12 protein-coding genes are annotated in these 17,127 nt (G+C 31.9%); all 12 read left to right on the plus strand.

Going from position 1 to position 17,127, the window contains the following annotated elements; genetic code table 11:
* Positions 1-163 precede the first annotated feature (163 nt).
* The gene (locus tag FH036_RS01840) at positions 164-1,588 is read left to right on the plus strand and encodes an alanine/glycine:cation symporter family protein (protein WP_000439278.1); all 1,425 of its coding nucleotides are present in this window, start codon (positions 164-166) and stop codon (positions 1,586-1,588) included.
* A 124-nt stretch (positions 1,589-1,712) separates the two neighbouring features.
* The gene (gene glsA / locus FH036_RS01845; RefSeq protein ID WP_139895230.1) at positions 1,713-2,693 is read left to right on the plus strand and encodes a glutaminase GlsA; all 981 of its coding nucleotides are present in this window, start codon (positions 1,713-1,715) and stop codon (positions 2,691-2,693) included.
* 233 nt (positions 2,694-2,926) lie between these two features.
* The gene (locus FH036_RS01850) at positions 2,927-4,243 is read left to right on the plus strand and encodes a sensor histidine kinase (RefSeq protein WP_000584798.1); all 1,317 of its coding nucleotides are present in this window, start codon (positions 2,927-2,929) and stop codon (positions 4,241-4,243) included.
* A 4-nt stretch (positions 4,244-4,247) separates the two neighbouring features.
* The gene (locus FH036_RS01855; protein ID WP_098299337.1) at positions 4,248-5,192 is read left to right on the plus strand and encodes a response regulator; all 945 of its coding nucleotides are present in this window, start codon (positions 4,248-4,250) and stop codon (positions 5,190-5,192) included.
* A gap of 686 nt (positions 5,193-5,878) precedes the next feature.
* The gene (locus FH036_RS01860; RefSeq protein WP_139895231.1) at positions 5,879-7,453 is read left to right on the plus strand and encodes a spore germination protein; all 1,575 of its coding nucleotides are present in this window, start codon (positions 5,879-5,881) and stop codon (positions 7,451-7,453) included.
* A 26-nt stretch (positions 7,454-7,479) separates the two neighbouring features.
* Positions 7,480-8,571 (plus strand): spore germination protein, encoded by a 1,092-nt coding sequence (locus FH036_RS01865; protein WP_139895232.1) that lies wholly within the window; start codon positions 7,480-7,482, stop codon positions 8,569-8,571.
* Positions 8,568-9,761, plus strand: coding sequence for a Ger(x)C family spore germination protein (locus FH036_RS01870; protein WP_139895233.1), 1,194 nt, complete (start codon positions 8,568-8,570; stop codon positions 9,759-9,761). Before FH036_RS01865 ends, FH036_RS01870 begins: the two co-directional genes overlap by 4 nt.
* Before the next feature lie 458 nt (positions 9,762-10,219).
* On the plus strand, positions 10,220-11,038 hold the full coding sequence (gene proC, locus FH036_RS01875) for a pyrroline-5-carboxylate reductase (protein WP_001041295.1): 819 nt from the start codon (positions 10,220-10,222) through the stop codon (positions 11,036-11,038).
* A 133-nt stretch (positions 11,039-11,171) separates the two neighbouring features.
* Positions 11,172-12,587: an amino acid permease gene (locus FH036_RS01880; RefSeq protein WP_139895234.1), complete on the plus strand. Its 1,416-nt coding sequence runs from the start codon at positions 11,172-11,174 to the stop codon at positions 12,585-12,587.
* Between the two features lie 166 nt (positions 12,588-12,753).
* The gene (locus FH036_RS01885; RefSeq protein ID WP_139895235.1) at positions 12,754-13,395 is read left to right on the plus strand and encodes a GIY-YIG nuclease family protein; all 642 of its coding nucleotides are present in this window, start codon (positions 12,754-12,756) and stop codon (positions 13,393-13,395) included.
* A 198-nt stretch (positions 13,396-13,593) separates the two neighbouring features.
* Positions 13,594-13,812, plus strand: coding sequence for an alpha/beta-type small acid-soluble spore protein (locus FH036_RS01890; RefSeq protein WP_073543601.1), 219 nt, complete (start codon positions 13,594-13,596; stop codon positions 13,810-13,812).
* 1,298 nt (positions 13,813-15,110) lie between these two features.
* The gene (locus FH036_RS01900; RefSeq protein ID WP_139895236.1) at positions 15,111-16,340 is read left to right on the plus strand and encodes a helix-turn-helix domain-containing protein; all 1,230 of its coding nucleotides are present in this window, start codon (positions 15,111-15,113) and stop codon (positions 16,338-16,340) included.
* Positions 16,341-17,127 lie beyond the last annotated feature (787 nt).

The following is a 17,127-nucleotide window of genomic DNA, read 5'->3' on the forward strand; positions in this document are numbered from 1 at the left end:
TTTACAGTTGCATATTGTAATGTTTGCTTAAACAGACCAACCCTATTAGTATAGGAAATTTTTATCCTTGTTGTATTTGAATATGAATGAAGTATTTATGCCAGGGAATATAGGTGATTTTATATAGATTATAATAGATAAATTTTTGGTATGGAGTGATGATATGGAAAGGTTTTTTGTAGATTTAGTTGGATCAACGAATGATTTTTTATGGTCTAAATTGTTAATTATTATGCTTGTTATTTGCGGAATTTATTTTACATTTAAATTGAATTTTGTACAGTTTCGAATGTTAAAAGAGATGGTCCGTGTATTAATGGAGGGGAAAAGTGGTTCTAAAGATCAAATCTCTCCTTTTCAAGCGTTTTGTATTGGTATGGCAGCCCGCGTTGGAACAGGGAATATTACAGGAATTGCAATTGCGATTGCATTAGGGGGTCCTGGAGCTGTATTTTGGATGTGGATTATTTCTATTATTAGCTCAGCATCCAGTTTTGTTGAAAGCACATTAGCACAGATATATAAAGTAAAAGATAAAACTGGCTTCCGCGGTGGTCCATCCTATTATATGGAAAAAGGGTTGAATAAACGTTGGATGGGGGTATTATTCTCTATTCTAATTACAATTACTTTTGGTCTTGTATTCAATTCAGTACAATCAAATACAGTTACAATTGCTTTTCAAAACTCATTTGGTACAGATCGTCTAACAGTCGGGATAATCATGGCCATTGCTTTTGCTGCAATTATCTTTGGTGGTGTACAACGTATTGCAAAAATGGCTGAATACAAGGTGGTATTTTTAGCGGTATTATACATTGGAGTTGCATTATTTGTTGTAGTTACCAACATATCAAAAATGCCGGAAGTTCTTTCTCTTATTGTTCAAAACGCATTTGGTTTTAAACAAATAGCAGGTGGTTCAATTGGTGCAGCACTTATGAATGGAGTTAAACGCGGTTTATTCTCAAATGAAGCTGGTATGGGAAGTGCACCAAACGTTGCCGCAACAGCAACAACAAGCCATCCGGTGAAACAAGGACTGATTCAAGCATTTGGTGTATTAACGGATACATTAATCATTTGTACTAGCACTGCCTTTATTATTTTGCTGTCTGATGCATATAAACAACCGGGGTTAAATGGTATTGCACTGACACAAGCAGCATTAAGTGAACACATCGGTCCTTGGGCATCGGGTTGTCTTGCTATCTTTGTTTTTTTATTTGGATTTGGTGCGTTAATTGGCAACTATTATTATGGTGAAACAAATATTCGCTTCTTACATACAAGTAAAGTGTGGTTAATGATATACAGAATAAGTGTATTGGCTATGATTGTATTTGGTTCTGTTGCAAAGATTCAAATTGTATGGGATTTAGCGGACTTATTTATGGGCTTTATGGTTATTATTAATTTAATTGCTATTACCTTACTTTCAAAAGTAGCATTTGCGGCGTTACAAGATTATAAAAACCAGAAAAAAGCTGGTAAAGATCCTATTTTTTATAAAGAAAACATTAAAGGGCTTGAAAATATTGAATGTTGGGATAGTTATGAGGAAACTTCAAAAAAGAAAAGTGTGTAATAAGAAGGATATTCAGACTGCAATATGTCTGAATATTTTTCTTGGTTCTAGTGCAAATATTATTGATTATAGTAAAGAAAAAATCATTCTATATAAAGTTAATAGTACGGGGGAATATGATTAAATGATAAAGGATTCTAGCGTTCAAGTTGAGGGTCAAGAAAAAGTTTGCTTAGATCAATGGGTAGCTCATTATCGAACGTATGCAGCTAAGGGACGAAGCGCCAGTTATATTCCAGCTCTGGGGGAAATAAATGTATCGCAGTTAGGTATTTGTATAGTAAAGCCAGATGGAACAATGATAAAGTCAGGCGATTGGGAGATACCTTTCACATTACAAAGTATATCAAAAGTAATCGGTTTTATAGCCGCTTGTTTAAGTCGCGGTATTTCTTATGTATTAGAACGAGTTGACGTAGAGCCAACTGGAGATGCCTTTAATTCGATTATTCGTTTGGAGATACATAAACCAGGAAAACCTTTTAATCCTATGATTAATGCTGGAGCAATTACGATAGCTTCACTTTTGCCAGGGACATCGGTGCAAGAAAAATTAGAATCTATATATGTATTAATTGAAAAAATGATAGAGAAGCGTCCCGCTATTAATGAAATAGTATTTCAATCAGAATGGGAAACGGCTCATCGTAATAGAGCATTAGCATACTATTTAAAGGAGAACGGTTTTCTAGAATCAGATGTGGAGGAGACACTAGAGGTTTACCTAAAACAATGTTCGATTGAAATAAATACAGAAGATATTGCCTTAATAGGGCTTATACTGGCACATGATGGATATCATCCTATTCGCAAAGAACAAGTGCTCCCTAAAGAAGTAGCTAGGTTAACAAAAGCTTTAATGCTTACTTGTGGAATGTACAACGCTTCTGGAAAATTTGCTGCTTTCATTGGATTACCAGCTAAGAGTGGGGTATCCGGCGGAATTATGACACTTGTTCCCTCAAAATCTAGGAAGGATTTACCGTTCCAAGATGGATGTGGTATTGGTATTTACGGACCAGCCATTGATGAGTATGGGAATAGTTTACCAGGAATTATGTTGTTAGAACATATTGCAAAAGAATGGGATTTAAGTATATTTTAAAAAGGAGCACAGATATTTTGGTGTTAGAGCGAGTCCAAAAGTGTTCAGACCTTATATTGTGTCTGAACATTTTTGAGTTATAAAGTATCTTTCTAAAGTAGAAGAGTGTAATGAATACTCACAATCTATAATGCTTTCGTTTATATCTTATTTATCAGTTTTTGAAAAAAATAGAGTAAGTATTGTATTAATGCAAATAGGTTTGTATACTGACTGTTAGGCGAAAGTGAGAAGTGATTATTTTGAATCTTAGTAATTTAGTAAAAAAAGACATCTATATTCTCGTTTTAATGATACTTACAGTACCCTTAGTAGGTGAAATAAAGTCATTTCCTTTAAATGAAACATTTAGAATGAGCTTTGGTGCACCAACATTTTTCTTTTTTTTGTTATTGTTTCGACGAATTCCAGCATTTTTACCGGGTTTTTTAACAGCGATAGTCGTGGTAGTATTTCGTATCTCAATGGATGTCATTATAAAGGGAAATATGGATTGGCTAGCCGCTTTTCATACTCACTATCCTAGTTTTTTCTTTTATTTTACTTATTCGTATCTCTTTCATTTAGCCAAAATTAAACGTTTTTATCATCAACCACTAATGATTGGTTTGATTGGTTGCATGATTGAAATACTGTCAGACTGTGTGGAATTAATGATTCAATATTTCGTATTAAAAACATCGATCACATCCGAGGCAATAAATGAGATCATTGTTATCGCATGTTCCCATAGTTTTATAGTTCTAAGCTTTTTCAATATGATGAAATTGTATGAAGCGCAATCAAGGGAGAAACACATAAAGAAACAAAATGAACACATGCTCATGCTCATCTCTAATTTATATGAAGATGCTGTTCATTTAAAAAAAACATTACAAGATGCTGAGAATATAACAAAAAAATCCTATGATTTATATAAAACTTTAGACTCTTTTGAGCACAAACAGATGGATTTTCAGTTTGGGGATTTAAGGCAACAGGCATTACAAATTGCTGGTGAGGTTCATGACGTTAAAAAGGATAACCAACGTATTTTTGCAGGACTTTCAAAATTAATTTCTGATGAAAGTTTTACAGATTATATGTCTGTACATGAACTAGTAAATATCATTATACGGGCAAATGCGAAATATGCACGGTTGCTAGAGAAAGACATCCAATTTGTGTATAAAATTGATGGTGTGCATCCTCATTATCATATTTACACAATCTTATCTATTATAAATAATATCGTTACAAACGCTGTAGAGGCTATCCAAGGTATGGGAACCATCACAATTGACATTAATAAAGACCACCATTTTGTTGAATTTCAAATAGGCGATAATGGTCCCGGTATTTCTTCAAAATATAAAGATTCAATTTTTGAGCCTGGGTTTACTTCTAAATATGATGATTTAGGCAATCCATCGACAGGTATCGGATTATCGTATGTTAAAGAAATGGTCGAACAACTTGAAGGTGATGTTACGCTTGAGGACAGAACCGAAGGAAAAGGATCAATTTTTATAATTAGATTAGGGATTGATCATATAATTTCGAAAGGGTGATTCTATGTATTTTTATATAGTAGATGATGAAAAAGCGGTTCGCTCAATGTTGGCTCAAATTATCGAGGATGAAGATCTTGGGGAGGTTATAGGAGAAGCTGAGGATGGTTTATCTTTAGAGCAACAAATGCTAATCCTTAAAAATATAGACATTTTATTTATCGATTTGTTAATGCCGATTCAAGATGGAATAAAAACAATTCGTCAAATAAAACCTTCGTTTAAAGGGAAAATCATCATGGTCTCTCAAGTAGAATCAAAAGAATTAATTGCTGAAGCTTATTCGCTTGGCGTTGAATACTATATTATTAAGCCGATTAACCGGATTGAAGTATTAACAGTTGTTCGGAAAGTCATTGAACGAATTCGTTTGGAAAAATCGATAAAAAACATTCAAGAATCGCTTAATACGGTACTAAAATTGGATAGTAATTCAAGTATGCAAGAAAAATACCGTAATGAAAAACATTTAAATACTTTTAATCATTTTCAAAATTCCATTCATTTTCTTTTGTCTGAATTAGGAATAGCCAGTGAAAGTGGAAGTAAAGATTTAATGGATATGCTAGATTATTTATATAAATATGAACAAGATAACACGTTGGAACAAGGTTTTCCCTCACTAAAAGAGATTTTTATGAATTTAGCTCAAAAAAAACTTGGGGATTCAGCTGAAGATACCGAATTAAAAAGGTTCATAGAAGCTTCCAAACAACGGATTCGGAGAGCAATTTATCAATCATTAAACCATTTAGCATCCCTTGGACTTACTGATTTTTTAAACCCGAAGTTCGAAAATTATGCTTCTAGATTTTTTGATTTTACTACCGTAAGGAGAAAGATGACAGAATTGAATAATGAACCAACATTACCTGCTCGTATTGATACGAAAAAATTTATTCAAGTTCTTTATTTTGAAGCAAAACGAATACACTTGGAATTAAGATGATAAACTCTTGCTCATTATTATTTTCAATTAATAGATTGATAGTTGTTTTCATGTTATTTGTTTTATATAGTCTTTCTAAGAGTGGATTTTCCTTTATTTCATATTGATTTTAAAATCAGAAAATTCCGTATCGATTTGGTAGAAGTGTATGAACTTAGAACAAAAGAATATGTATTTTTTACACATTAATATTCATTTAAAAAACGAGTATTTCCAAAATAAAATATAAATAATAAATACATAGTAAGTTGAATTAAAAAAAGATGCTATCTTCTAGCATCTTTTTTTCTTTAAGTGGAAATATCATTGATCCTTATATTATTTGAAATTCAAATGTGGGCATATAAATAAGGGAAAAGGAGATAATATTTAACAAATTATAATTGGAAATGGTATTTTAGGTCAGAAATGTTTTTATACTAACTAGGTTATTGGTGCTAAATAAGCATAATGTCTCGCTTTTCTGCTCTTTAATCTTATCGTTATTTTTTATTAAGTACATATCGTTTTTTAGAAATCTCAATCCTAGCAGAGTATATAAATTGGGTGATAAACATGTGGAACATAATTACTTCTTATCTTCCAGATTGGAAAGTCTTTGTACAAGCTTTTATCTTGTTTTTAATTCCGTATACTATCTCAAGATTTTTTCATTGGGTTCGTATGTCAGAGAAAGAGTGGGAAGAATGAGTTGGTGGAAGTCAAGAGACAAACAAGTGAAAAAAAATAATATTCAAAGTAAAACGAAACAAGAGTATAAACCTTCTCAAAATACAATCGTTCATTTCACAAATGATTTTGCCTCTAACTTAGAACTTATAAAGCAACAAATCGGACATAATTCTGATGTTCGCTTTCGGAAGTTTAATATTGGGCGCACAGATATTCAGGCTGGGATCGTTTTTGTTGATGGTCTATCAGATAAAGAGATAATTGACAAACATATTATGAAATTACTAATGGATGATTTTTCTGATGAATATAAAAATGAATCTTCTTATGTGGAGGGGACTGTTTCAAAAGAATATATTAAAAATAAAGTTCTTACAATTAGTGAAGTAGCAGAAGTCCATTACATAAAAGATTTAATACCCAAAGTATTGATAGGTTCAACAGCTCTTTTAATTGATGGTTTAGCAGATGTGTTTATTCTTGGTACAACAAAAGCAAATAAACGAAACATTGAAGAACCAGTATCGGAGGCATTAGTCAGAGGGCCACGGGTCGGTTTTACTGAAGTATTAAGTGATAATACCTCACTTTTGCGACGACATTGTGCGGATGAGAACTTATCATTAGTAAAGCTACCAGTAGGAGAACGTGCAAAGAAAGAGTTAGTTGTCGCATTTATTAACGATCTTGCTAGTACAGAATTGGTGGATGAAATAAAAAACAGAATTCAGAAAATTGACATAGACAGTGTACTCGAATCTGGTTATATAGAGCAACTTATTGAAGATAATTATCTAAGTCCTTTTCCGCAGATTCAAAATACAGAACGACCTGATCGTGTTATTAGTGCTTTGATGGAAGGTCGAGTAGCTATTTTGTTAGATGGAACACCATTTGTTTTAATTGCTCCAGTTACATTTAGCATGCTGCTGCAATCACCAGAAGATTATTATGAAAGGTGGCTTCCTGGTACACTTCTCCGCTTATTACGCTTCATGACAGCTTTTGTTTCATTATTTGCTCCAGCACTGTATATTTCTTTCATTTCATTTCATCCAGGATTAATTCCCACTAAGCTCGCTATTTCTATTATCGGATCGCGAGAAGGAGTTCCTTTTCCCGCTTTAATAGAAGCGTTAATTATGGAAATAGCTATCGAAGTTTTACGAGAAGCAGGTTTACGTCTGCCTAAACCGATTGGACCGGCAATGGGAATTGTGGGCGGTTTAATAATTGGTCAGGCTGCCGTAGAAGCAGGAATTGTTAGTCCAATAATGGTTATCGTTGTTGCGGTAACAGCTATTTCTTCTTTTACTATTCCGCAATATAGTGTGGGAATTACGTTACGCATTCTTCGTTTTGTAGCTATGTTTTGTGCTGCGATATTTGGCTTGTATGGAGTTATTCTCTTCTTTCTTTTACTTTGCAGTCATTTAGTGAAACTGAAAAGTTTTGGCGTTCCTTATACCAGCCCTGCTGTTCCATATCGATTCAGTGACTGGAAAGATTTTATGGTTCGCATGCCATTAAAAATAATGAGACGTCGACCGAAAATAATGCATACCAAAAAAACTATCCGCAAAAGGTAGCTGATGACGAAAGGAAGTGACCTTCAGTGATTACTATACCTAAAGATCGAATAACAACTTCACAAGCAGTTGTTATAATTGTAAATTACATACTTGGGACAGGAATTCTCACTTTGCCCAGAGCATCTGTGGAAAAAGTGAAAACACCAGATGTATGGTTAAGTGTGATATTAGGTGGGATACTCGCAATGGTTTCAGGAGTAATTATGGTCAAATTAAGTCAGCAGTTTCCAGAAAAAACATTTTACCAATACAGTCAAGATATTGTAGGGAAATGGATAGGCAGATTGCTTAGTTTTCTTATTATAGGGTATTTTCTTACAACTTCAGCATTTCAAATTCGTTCAATGGCAGAAGTAATAAGCTTTTTTTTGCTCGAAGGAACCCCCACATGGGCTATTGTTATGCCTTTTATGTGGATAGGTCTCTATTTGATTATGGGTGGTATTAATTCAATTGCACGGATGTTTGAAATAATATTTCCTATTACTGTTTTTATTTTTTTAATCATTTCCTTTATGAGTATCGGAATATTCGAGATAGATAATCTCCGTCCCGTATTAGGTTTGGGAATTAAACCAGTGTTAGATGGGATAAAAACAACGTCTCTCGCATATACAGGTCCTGAAATTATGTTAATTCTTTTGGTATTTATGGAACAACGAAAGAAAGCAGTAAAAGCTATTTTAGTTGGAATTTCTATACCGTTAATCTTTTATGTAATAACTGTTGTAATGGTCATTGGTGCATTATCAATTGATGGGGTTGTAACAAGAACATGGCCGACAATTGACCTTATGCGCAGTTTTGAAATTTCTGGTTTGATATTTGAACGTTTTGAATCTTTACTGCTTGTAATATGGATTATGCAAATATTTGCTACCTATACGATTAGTTACTATGCAGCTGCATTAGGATTAGCGCAACTCTTTAAAAAGAGTATTCATCCGTTTATTTTTGCTTTGATTCCAATCATTTACATCATTGCTATGACTTCGAAAAATACAAATGACTTGCTTAAATTGGGGGATATGCTCGGTAATGGTGCATTATTTTTATTTGGTTTACTACCACTGCTTCTTCTTATTATTACGCGATTAAAAGGAGGAGTAGTGTGAAACATAAATTTAATTATATGCGGTTCTATTTGGCTTTGTTAGGGACGCTTTTGCTTCTATTTTTAACAGGATGTTGGAGTAGTAAAGAAGTAGAAGAGTTGAGCTTAACTGCAGGTATAGCACTAGATAAAGGGAAGGATTCAACAATTGAGAAAGAGGATGAGGAAGGAGGTTATCCTAAAAGAAATCTTATAACAGCTACTTATCAAATTGTTAGTTCGCAAGCACAAAGTAAAGGAAATGGACAACAAAAACGTTATATAAATGTTTCTGAGACCGGTGATTCAATTCATCAAATTGTTCGTGAGTTTTCATTGAAAAGAGAGAGCACAATGTTCAGCCCACATTTAAAAAACATTGTTATTAGTGATAATCTTGTACGTACATACAGTTTAGAACAATTACTTGAACAGTATCTCCGTGACAATGAAGTTCGGCTTAGCTGTATGCTCTTAATTAGCAAGGGTCTAGCGAAGGAGGTACTGGAATCAAACAAAAAAGGAGAAATCCCAGCATTTCGTTTGTCTGGAATTGCAGATAATAGAAATAGAACAACAAGGATTTTACCTCCTGTATCGCTCGCTAAATTGGAAGGAAAGATGCGGTCAGGGTCCAGTTTTCTTTTGCAAAATGTAATCTCGATACAAGGAGAAACAAAATTTGCAGGAGCTGCTGTAATTAAAGGGAAGACAAAAAAGTTGATAGGCTTTTTAAATGAACAGGAATTGGAAGGAGTAGTATGGATAAACGGAAAAAGGAATGGTGGTGTGGTAAAAACTTTTGATAAAGAATCAAAGAAACTCATTATATACGAAATAAAGTCAATAAAAAGCAAAATCATACCACATGTTAACGGAAATAATATTTCCTTTGATGTAAACATTGAATCAGAAGGGCGTTTGTCTGAAAATTGGATGCAATCAGGAAAAGATTTTGAAAATGAATTTTTTAAAAGAGAAGAAAAAGCTATTGAAAAAGAAGTAAAGCACTTAGTACATCATGTTACAAAAAAAATACAAAAAGAATATCAAGTCGATATTGCGGGTTTTGGAAACCAATTAAGAATTAAGCACCCGAGAACATGGGAGAAAGTCAAAAAAGATTGGGATCGAACATTTAGTAAAGTACCGATTAAATATCATATAAATGCAACTATACAAGATTATGGAGCATCAAGTTTAAAACGGTGAGACGTCTCAATTGACCTTATATTTACACAAAAACAAAAAGTTGCGAAAATTTTAATTTGAAAATTTTTGTAACTTTTTGTTTTTTTATGTCCTTCTTATTATAGATTAAAGAAATGATTTTATTAAAAGTTCATTCTTTATCCTATACACTTCTTTTGCACTATAAAGTAAATAACAACCGTTACTAATGGTGTTTTATTTAGCGTTAGGAAAAAAAGAGGAATCGTTATATATCCTTTACAAGTTTGAATAGGAGGGAGTTTGAAGTGCAAGCGAAAGCAGTGCAAATAGAAGGGGATTTTGAAAATAAGTAATTATTAGAGGTATATGTAAGCTCTATATAGGAAGGAGAATTTTTAAATTCTATTGATAAACCCAGTAATTGTAATAGCCCTTATTTAGAATAATAATTTCAAAATCAATAAAATTTAGAGTAGAAGGAGCAAGAGCAAATTATTATGAATAAACAAATAGGATTCATCGGATGTGGAAACATGGGTATTGCTATGATAGGTGGGATGATTAAAAAAAATATAGTTTCTCCAGATCAAATAATTTGTTCAGATTTAAACGTCATTAATTTAAAAAATGCTAGTAATGAATATGGCATAACTATAACTACTAACAACAATGAAGTCGCTAACAGTGCTGACATTTTAATTTTATCAATCAAACCAGATTTATACTCATCGGTAATTAACCAAATAAAAGATCAAATAAAAAATGATGTAATCGTTGTAACTATTGCTGCAGGAAAAAGTATTAAGAGCACTGAGAATGAATTTGGTAGAAAGTTAAAAGTTGTTAGAGTAATGCCTAATACACCGGCACTTGTTGGAGAAGGAATGTCTGCGTTATGTTTTAATGAAATGGTTACAGAAAAAGATATAAAAGAGGTACTGAACATATTTAATATTTTCGGCCAGACGGAGGTCGTAAATGAAAAACTAATGGATGTTGTTACATCTATTAGTGGTTCTTCTCCAGCATATGTGTATATGTTTATAGAAGCCATGGCAGATGCTGCTGTACTTGGCGGTATGCCGAGAAAACAAGCTTATAAATTTGCGGCTCAGGCTGTATTAGGTTCTGCAAAAATGGTATTGGAAACAGGAATACATCCAGGTGAATTAAAGGATATGGTTTGTTCTCCAGGTGGAACGACGATAGAAGCTGTAGTAACGCTAGAAGAAAAAGGTTTAAGAACAGCTATCATTTCAGCTATGAAACGTTGTATGCAAAAATCTATGGAAATGTCTAGTTTAACTAGTAAGTGAGAAGCGAATTTATATAATATTTCAAATCTATTTAATGTAAAAGAAATATTATGAGGCTAGTTAATAACTAAGTAAATTTATATACAACACTAACGAGATGAACAAACCTTATTTTAAAGGGGATACAGAAAATATGAGTAATTTACTAAAAAAGAAATCCGTTACACAATTGTTAGAGCATAATCAAAGCAAGACTTTAACGAAAACATTAGGAGCATTTGATTTAATTATGTTAGGAGTAGGCTCGATAGTTGGAACAGGTGTTCTTGTCTTAACTGGATTAGTAGCAGCAAGAGATGCTGGTCCAGCAGTTATTTTTTCATTTGTACTTGCAGCAATTATATGCGGATTTATAGCATTATGTTACGCAGAAATTGCTTCCACACTCCCGGCGTCTGGTAGTGTATATACGTACTCATATGCAACAATTGGTGAGTTTGTTGCTCATCTAGTAGGTTGGTCATTGCTGTTAATATATATCGTGGCAACAGCAGCTGTCGCTGCTGGATGGACAGGCTATTTCCACAATTTAATAAAGGGATTTGGATTAGAGATACCTAAAGCTCTAGTAACGATTCCTTCGCATGGTGGTATTGTGAATCTACCAGCAGTAATTATTACATTGATATTGGCATGGATGTTATCTCGTGGTACGAAGGAAAGTAAACGAATCAATAATATAATGGTATTGATTAAAATTGGAATGATTTTGTTGTTTATTACGGTTGGTATATTCTATGTAAAACCAATGAACTGGATACCAATTGCACCATACGGTTTAAGTGGAGTTTTTACGGGTGGAGCAGCTATTTTATTCGCTTTTACGGGTTTTGATATATTAGCAACTTCAGCAGAAGAAGTAAAAGATCCGAAACGTAATCTTCCTATCGGTATTATTGCATCATTAATCATATGTACAATTATTTATATTATGGTATGCCTTGTTATGACAGGAATGGTTCCCTATAAAGAGTTAAATGTTCCTGAGGCAATGGCTTATGTAATGGAAGTGGTAGGACAAGAAAAAGTCGCTGGTGCAATTGCTGCAGGTGCTGTAATTGGCCTTATGGCAGTTATTTTTTCGAATATGTATGCGGCAACACGAGTATTCTTTGCAATGAGTCGTGATGGATTGTTACCGAAATCATTTGCGAAAGTTAATAAGAAAACTGGAGCACCCACTTTTATAACTGGATTGGCAGGAATAGGGAGTTCTATAATAGCTGGGTTTATTGATTTGAAAGAATTGGTTAATTTAGTTAATATCGGTAGTTTGGTGACGTTTGCGTTAGTTTGTCTATCAGTTATTATGCTACGTAAATCACACCCAAATTTAAAACGTGGATTTATGGTACCTTTTGTACCTGTATTACCATGCGTTGCAATTGTATGCTGTGTGTTTTTAATGCTAAATTTACCGTTAAGGACATGGGTGTACTTTAGTATTTGGATTACTATTGGGGGAGTAATATATTTCCTTTATTCGATAAAACACAGTAATTTAAATGAGGAAACGATCTCGAAATTACATGATAAAATTGCGAGATAATAATGATAGAAAATTTGATTAATAATCATATTGATAGTTGAGTAAAATAGAAACAGTTTTTTGATATTTAGCAAGAACTAAAATGAAAAATCCTAGGACAGCAGAGTGCCTTTTTTAGAAAACTTGCCTGTTTTTCTTGATTTAAAACTAATAAGGAGAGGAAAGTATGAGTGAATTACATTTTATGAGTCTAGAAGAACTGGATCATGAATTGGAAAAATATAACAGTGGTATTTATTTCATTAAAGATTATAATGACAATATTATTTATATAGGCAAGGCTTTTAGTATAAAAAGTAGAGTATTAGCTCATTTTAATAGTTATTCCAATATTAAGGAATATGTACATTTATTTAATAAAGTAGCGTATCTCATTGAAGATAGTTTGTTAAAACGCTCATTGTTACAAGTTACTTATATGATTAAATATAAACCAGTATTAAACAAAGAAGTCCAAAAAGAATTCCCAGAGTTATATACTCAATACATTAAGCAAACAAATAAAAAATCCATGTTGTTAGAAATGGATGAAGCTAAAGAAAAAAGGGGTGAGTTAAAGAATAGATTAGTAAAATTAGTGGGTGGAAAAACTATGTTTTATGACATAATTTCTCTGTTAAACAATGGATATAACTATCATGTCCTCGCAAAAGTATTGAGTATAGAACTTCAAACTTTAATTATAATGAAAGAACACCGAAACAAATTCCCGATACCACATAATTATAAGAGAACAATAAAGCATCAAGATATAATGTATGCTTTATCTGGAAAAAAGAATTTAAGTACGTCAAGGTTAAGCACTTAACTTTAAAGTAGTAAATTCGTTGCTTTTGTAGCTTTTGTTGTTATATTGAAATGCAATGTACATTTGTGTTTCAAATTTAATTGGTGGAATATGGGGAGGGAAAGAGTTCTTATAAAAATACTAGAAGAAATTAGGTTACTCATGCATAAATAGCATGAGTAGGCACATGTTATTTATTAATATATTGGAAGTACAATTATAAATATTCAAAGATACGAAAGTAATACAAATGAAATTCTTATTTCTGCTACTACAAGTATTATTGAGCAAATGAAGTATGAAATTGCTTTTGAACTAGGATTCACACTGGGACCTGATACATCATCATCTGTAAATGGTTCGATCGGTGGAGAGATTACAAAACGCTTAGTTCGAATGGCTGAAAAACAGTTAACAGGTCAATACAGATTACACTAAGAAAATAATCCGTATATATATACGGATTATTTTTCCTTTAATTTACAAAAAAATAAATTTTGAAATTTAAAAAACATCTCAGATTCCTTTGTAATAACCTTTTGCGGCCTTGTTAATGTAATAGGTATCGAAAGAATATCGATTCGATACAAACGATGTATGAACCCTTAAAAGAGTTTTGATGTTATTTGCAATTTTAATTCCATAATACTTAAGCCAATATAATAAAATGTTTTATGTCTAAATCGATATAAAGTAATGATTATTAAGAGATATTTCTTTTTTTATAGAATAAGTAAAACCTGATATTGTAGTAAGTATTGTTTTGAGATCAATTTACTGTGCACCTTAATTATTGAAGTTTTTTGTTGATTAACAACTATTGTATTTGGAAATGAATAATAAGTTTATCCCGCTATTTGTGGGCAGTAAGACCCCCACCTCAAAATTTAGTGGAAGCAAAGAAGTTAGGTGGGGGATCAACTGTCTGTAAAAGCCCGATTGGTGTGGGTTAATAATCAGTGGGGAATGAACAAAACCCCCACTGATTAAAGTTTCACTTTATGTGATGCGGTAATAAAACTATCTAGTTTGATATTCTTAGTATTTGTAAGTATATATTTTTTTTCCTCTTTTGTGGAAAGTAAAACTAATGTTGCGACCAGTAATATAATGCCATTTTTTTGAATATTCCATTCGTTATTTTTAGTTGATGAAAAGACCTTTCTCTCAATTAAATGTTTAATTGAGTACTTGAATTTCCTCCACCTTGTACTTTTCAAAGCATAGTGCTTCAAAAATAGCCGTATTGCTTTCATCTGTTTCCAATTTTATGACTTCGTTATTATCTTTTTTTAAATTTGGAACGAAGTGGTTTTTCAGTTTCACATTTAAATTAGCAGTATTTATTTTTGGAATTCAATTTGTATAAGTGATTGAATTGGAACTTTGTCTGTTGTTTCTTGCGGTGGTACAGTATCTCCTGTAACTTTCGCTGTATTTTAAATCTTTTTCCAGCTTGGTCCTCGCATTGACTACCACTGTATTTTGTAGTACTTCACTGTTTTCACAAGTTCAATAATATATCTTGTAGAATTAAGAAAAGAACTTAGTGTATTTCCTTTACTTATCTACTCTGATATTTAGATGCTAACTACAACTTAAATAATATATGATTTTTATAAAAAAGATATAGTAATATTTTGTTGTGAATTGTACTAATTTGATATTTTATAGTATTATTTGTCGTGAATTATATGTAACAGAATATATTTTATGGATCTATAAAGGAGAATGTAATGAATACTTCTATCGATATACAACACTTGTGTGATCTTGCACATAAAGCATTTAATGCCCCTGTACATATTTTATCTGCAGACAGAAAGATTTTATATCATTCTACATCTGATAATGTTTGTAGTCCTTTTTATGCTTCAAAAGAAGAACATCTTACTGATATTTATCAAGAAAACGATCCCTTTAACTTGCCACTTTTCCGAAGTAACAACTATCTTGAAAATTTTGTTCTAATTCATATAGAAAATCATGATGATATTAAAGGGACTATTATAATCGGTCCTACTATACATCCAAAAGATTCAGATGATATGATCATAAAATTTCAGAAAGAATTTAAATCAAATGATAACATTCAAGAAAGACTTGCCTATTATCAGTGTTTATCTGAGATTAAAAAAACTACATTAATTGATATGGGAATTTTATTACATTACATGATTTTCAATGAAAAGTTAGATGTAGATATTGTCTTGGAAAAAAATAAAGTACTAGAGGAAGTTCCTAATAAAATTGTGAAACCTGATTTATATATTTTAAAACGCCGACAAAACAAACCTAAAACGCACAATATGGCATTAGTAAATGATTTCTTTTCGACTATCAAAGAAGGGAATAAAAAAAAGTTAATACAGTATATGTATGCGGTTTCGCAAGAAGATGTTGAACTTATGCTAATAGAGGATCCGCTCAGGAATCAAAAAAACCTTGGAATTATTGCGATTACCTTAGCCACTCGATATGCAATAGAAGGAAACCTGCCACCAGATATTGCTTTTGCTCATAGTATTTTATATATACAAACCCTAGAACAATTAGATAATGTAGAATCTGTAAAGCGATTGTCAGGGGACGCTTTACGTACCTTTGCAGATCGTGTGAAAGAATACAATGCAAAAAAGTATTCTTACGCGGTTACTACATGTATAAAACATATTAATAAAAATGTTTACGATGGAATATCTCTGAATGAACTTGCTAATCATTTAGAAATTACGCCTACTTATCTGTCTAAACTATTTAAAAAAGAAATGGGAATTACTTTGAGCGAATATATTCAAAGGGAACGAGTGGAAGAAGCAAAAAAATTATTAACACTCACTACTTATTCGTTATCAGATATCTGTGCGTGGCTTAACTTTAATGACCAAAGTTATTTTATAAGAGTTTTCAAAAAAATCACTAGTATGACTCCTAGGCAGTACCGTGAAAAATATACAGTAATATAAGCTTGTTATATACTGTCTCCAATGTAAAGACTTAAACAGGGGTATAAGTATCCCAAAAAATGAAAATTCACTAACCATTATTTTGCTAAAGGAAATAAAAAGATAGAAGGCTGCAAAGTGCTCCAAGGAAACTTTGCAGCTTTTTTGTAATTTAAAACCTATGTTTATAACGATGATAAGTTTATAGACTAATATCTTCATACTAAATATTTATTAATTATGATATTGGAATGTTTTGTGAAAAAATCAACAATATAACATATATTACTAAATATATCTACATGTTATGCAATTATACATAACTAAATAAAGGTAAAAAAGTATAAAAAGACCTATTATATTATTCTATAAGTATTTTTTCTAAAATAAAATTTCTTGGTTGAGCTAAAATAGTTATTTTTAACCGTATACACATTAATTTGTAATCATTCCAATTACAGAAATGAAATTTACGAATAACTATATTTATATAATTTTTTTCGGAGCATATTTTTATTTAACAGTAAATTATCGAGCTTAATCGACAAAATTTTTCTATTTACGCATTAAAAATTTAATGTTTTAATGAACAACATAACTGGTATGACCAGACAGAAAGGAGAAGGTTACCTAATAGGAATTATAGTGAAGTTGTAAGTAACATTATGTCGTTAATAATTTTCTAAATAGTCAATTTATTTATAGGAGGTCAAGAATCAAATTGGTAATAAACGTGTTCTAAGTTTCTGCATAACAAAAGTGAAGTTATTCCGCAATAAAAGTATAAGCAATGTACAGTATAATTTCA

The sequence above is a fragment of the Bacillus sp. CD3-5 genome (assembly GCF_006349665.1).
In the GTDB taxonomy this organism is placed as follows: Bacteria; Bacillota; Bacilli; order Bacillales; family Bacillaceae_G; genus Bacillus_A; species Bacillus_A paranthracis.

Bases quoted from the DNA above. Each gene is read 5' to 3' on its own strand.
- FH036_RS01840 (WP_000439278.1), top strand. From the start codon at position 164: ATGGAAAGGTTTTTTGTAGATTTAGTTGGATCAACGAATGATTTTTTA.
- glsA (WP_139895230.1), top strand. From the start codon at position 1,713: ATGATAAAGGATTCTAGCGTTCAAGTTGAGGGTCAAGAAAAAGTTTGC.
- FH036_RS01855 (WP_098299337.1), top strand. From the start codon at position 4,248: ATGTATTTTTATATAGTAGATGATGAAAAAGCGGTTCGCTCAATGTTG.
- FH036_RS01860 (WP_139895231.1), top strand. From the start codon at position 5,879: ATGAGTTGGTGGAAGTCAAGAGACAAACAAGTGAAAAAAAATAATATT.
- proC (WP_001041295.1), top strand. From the start codon at position 10,220: ATGAATAAACAAATAGGATTCATCGGATGTGGAAACATGGGTATTGCT.
- FH036_RS01880 (WP_139895234.1), top strand. From the start codon at position 11,172: ATGAGTAATTTACTAAAAAAGAAATCCGTTACACAATTGTTAGAGCAT.
- FH036_RS01885 (WP_139895235.1), top strand. From the start codon at position 12,754: ATGAGTGAATTACATTTTATGAGTCTAGAAGAACTGGATCATGAATTG.
- FH036_RS01900 (WP_139895236.1), top strand. From the start codon at position 15,111: ATGAATACTTCTATCGATATACAACACTTGTGTGATCTTGCACATAAA.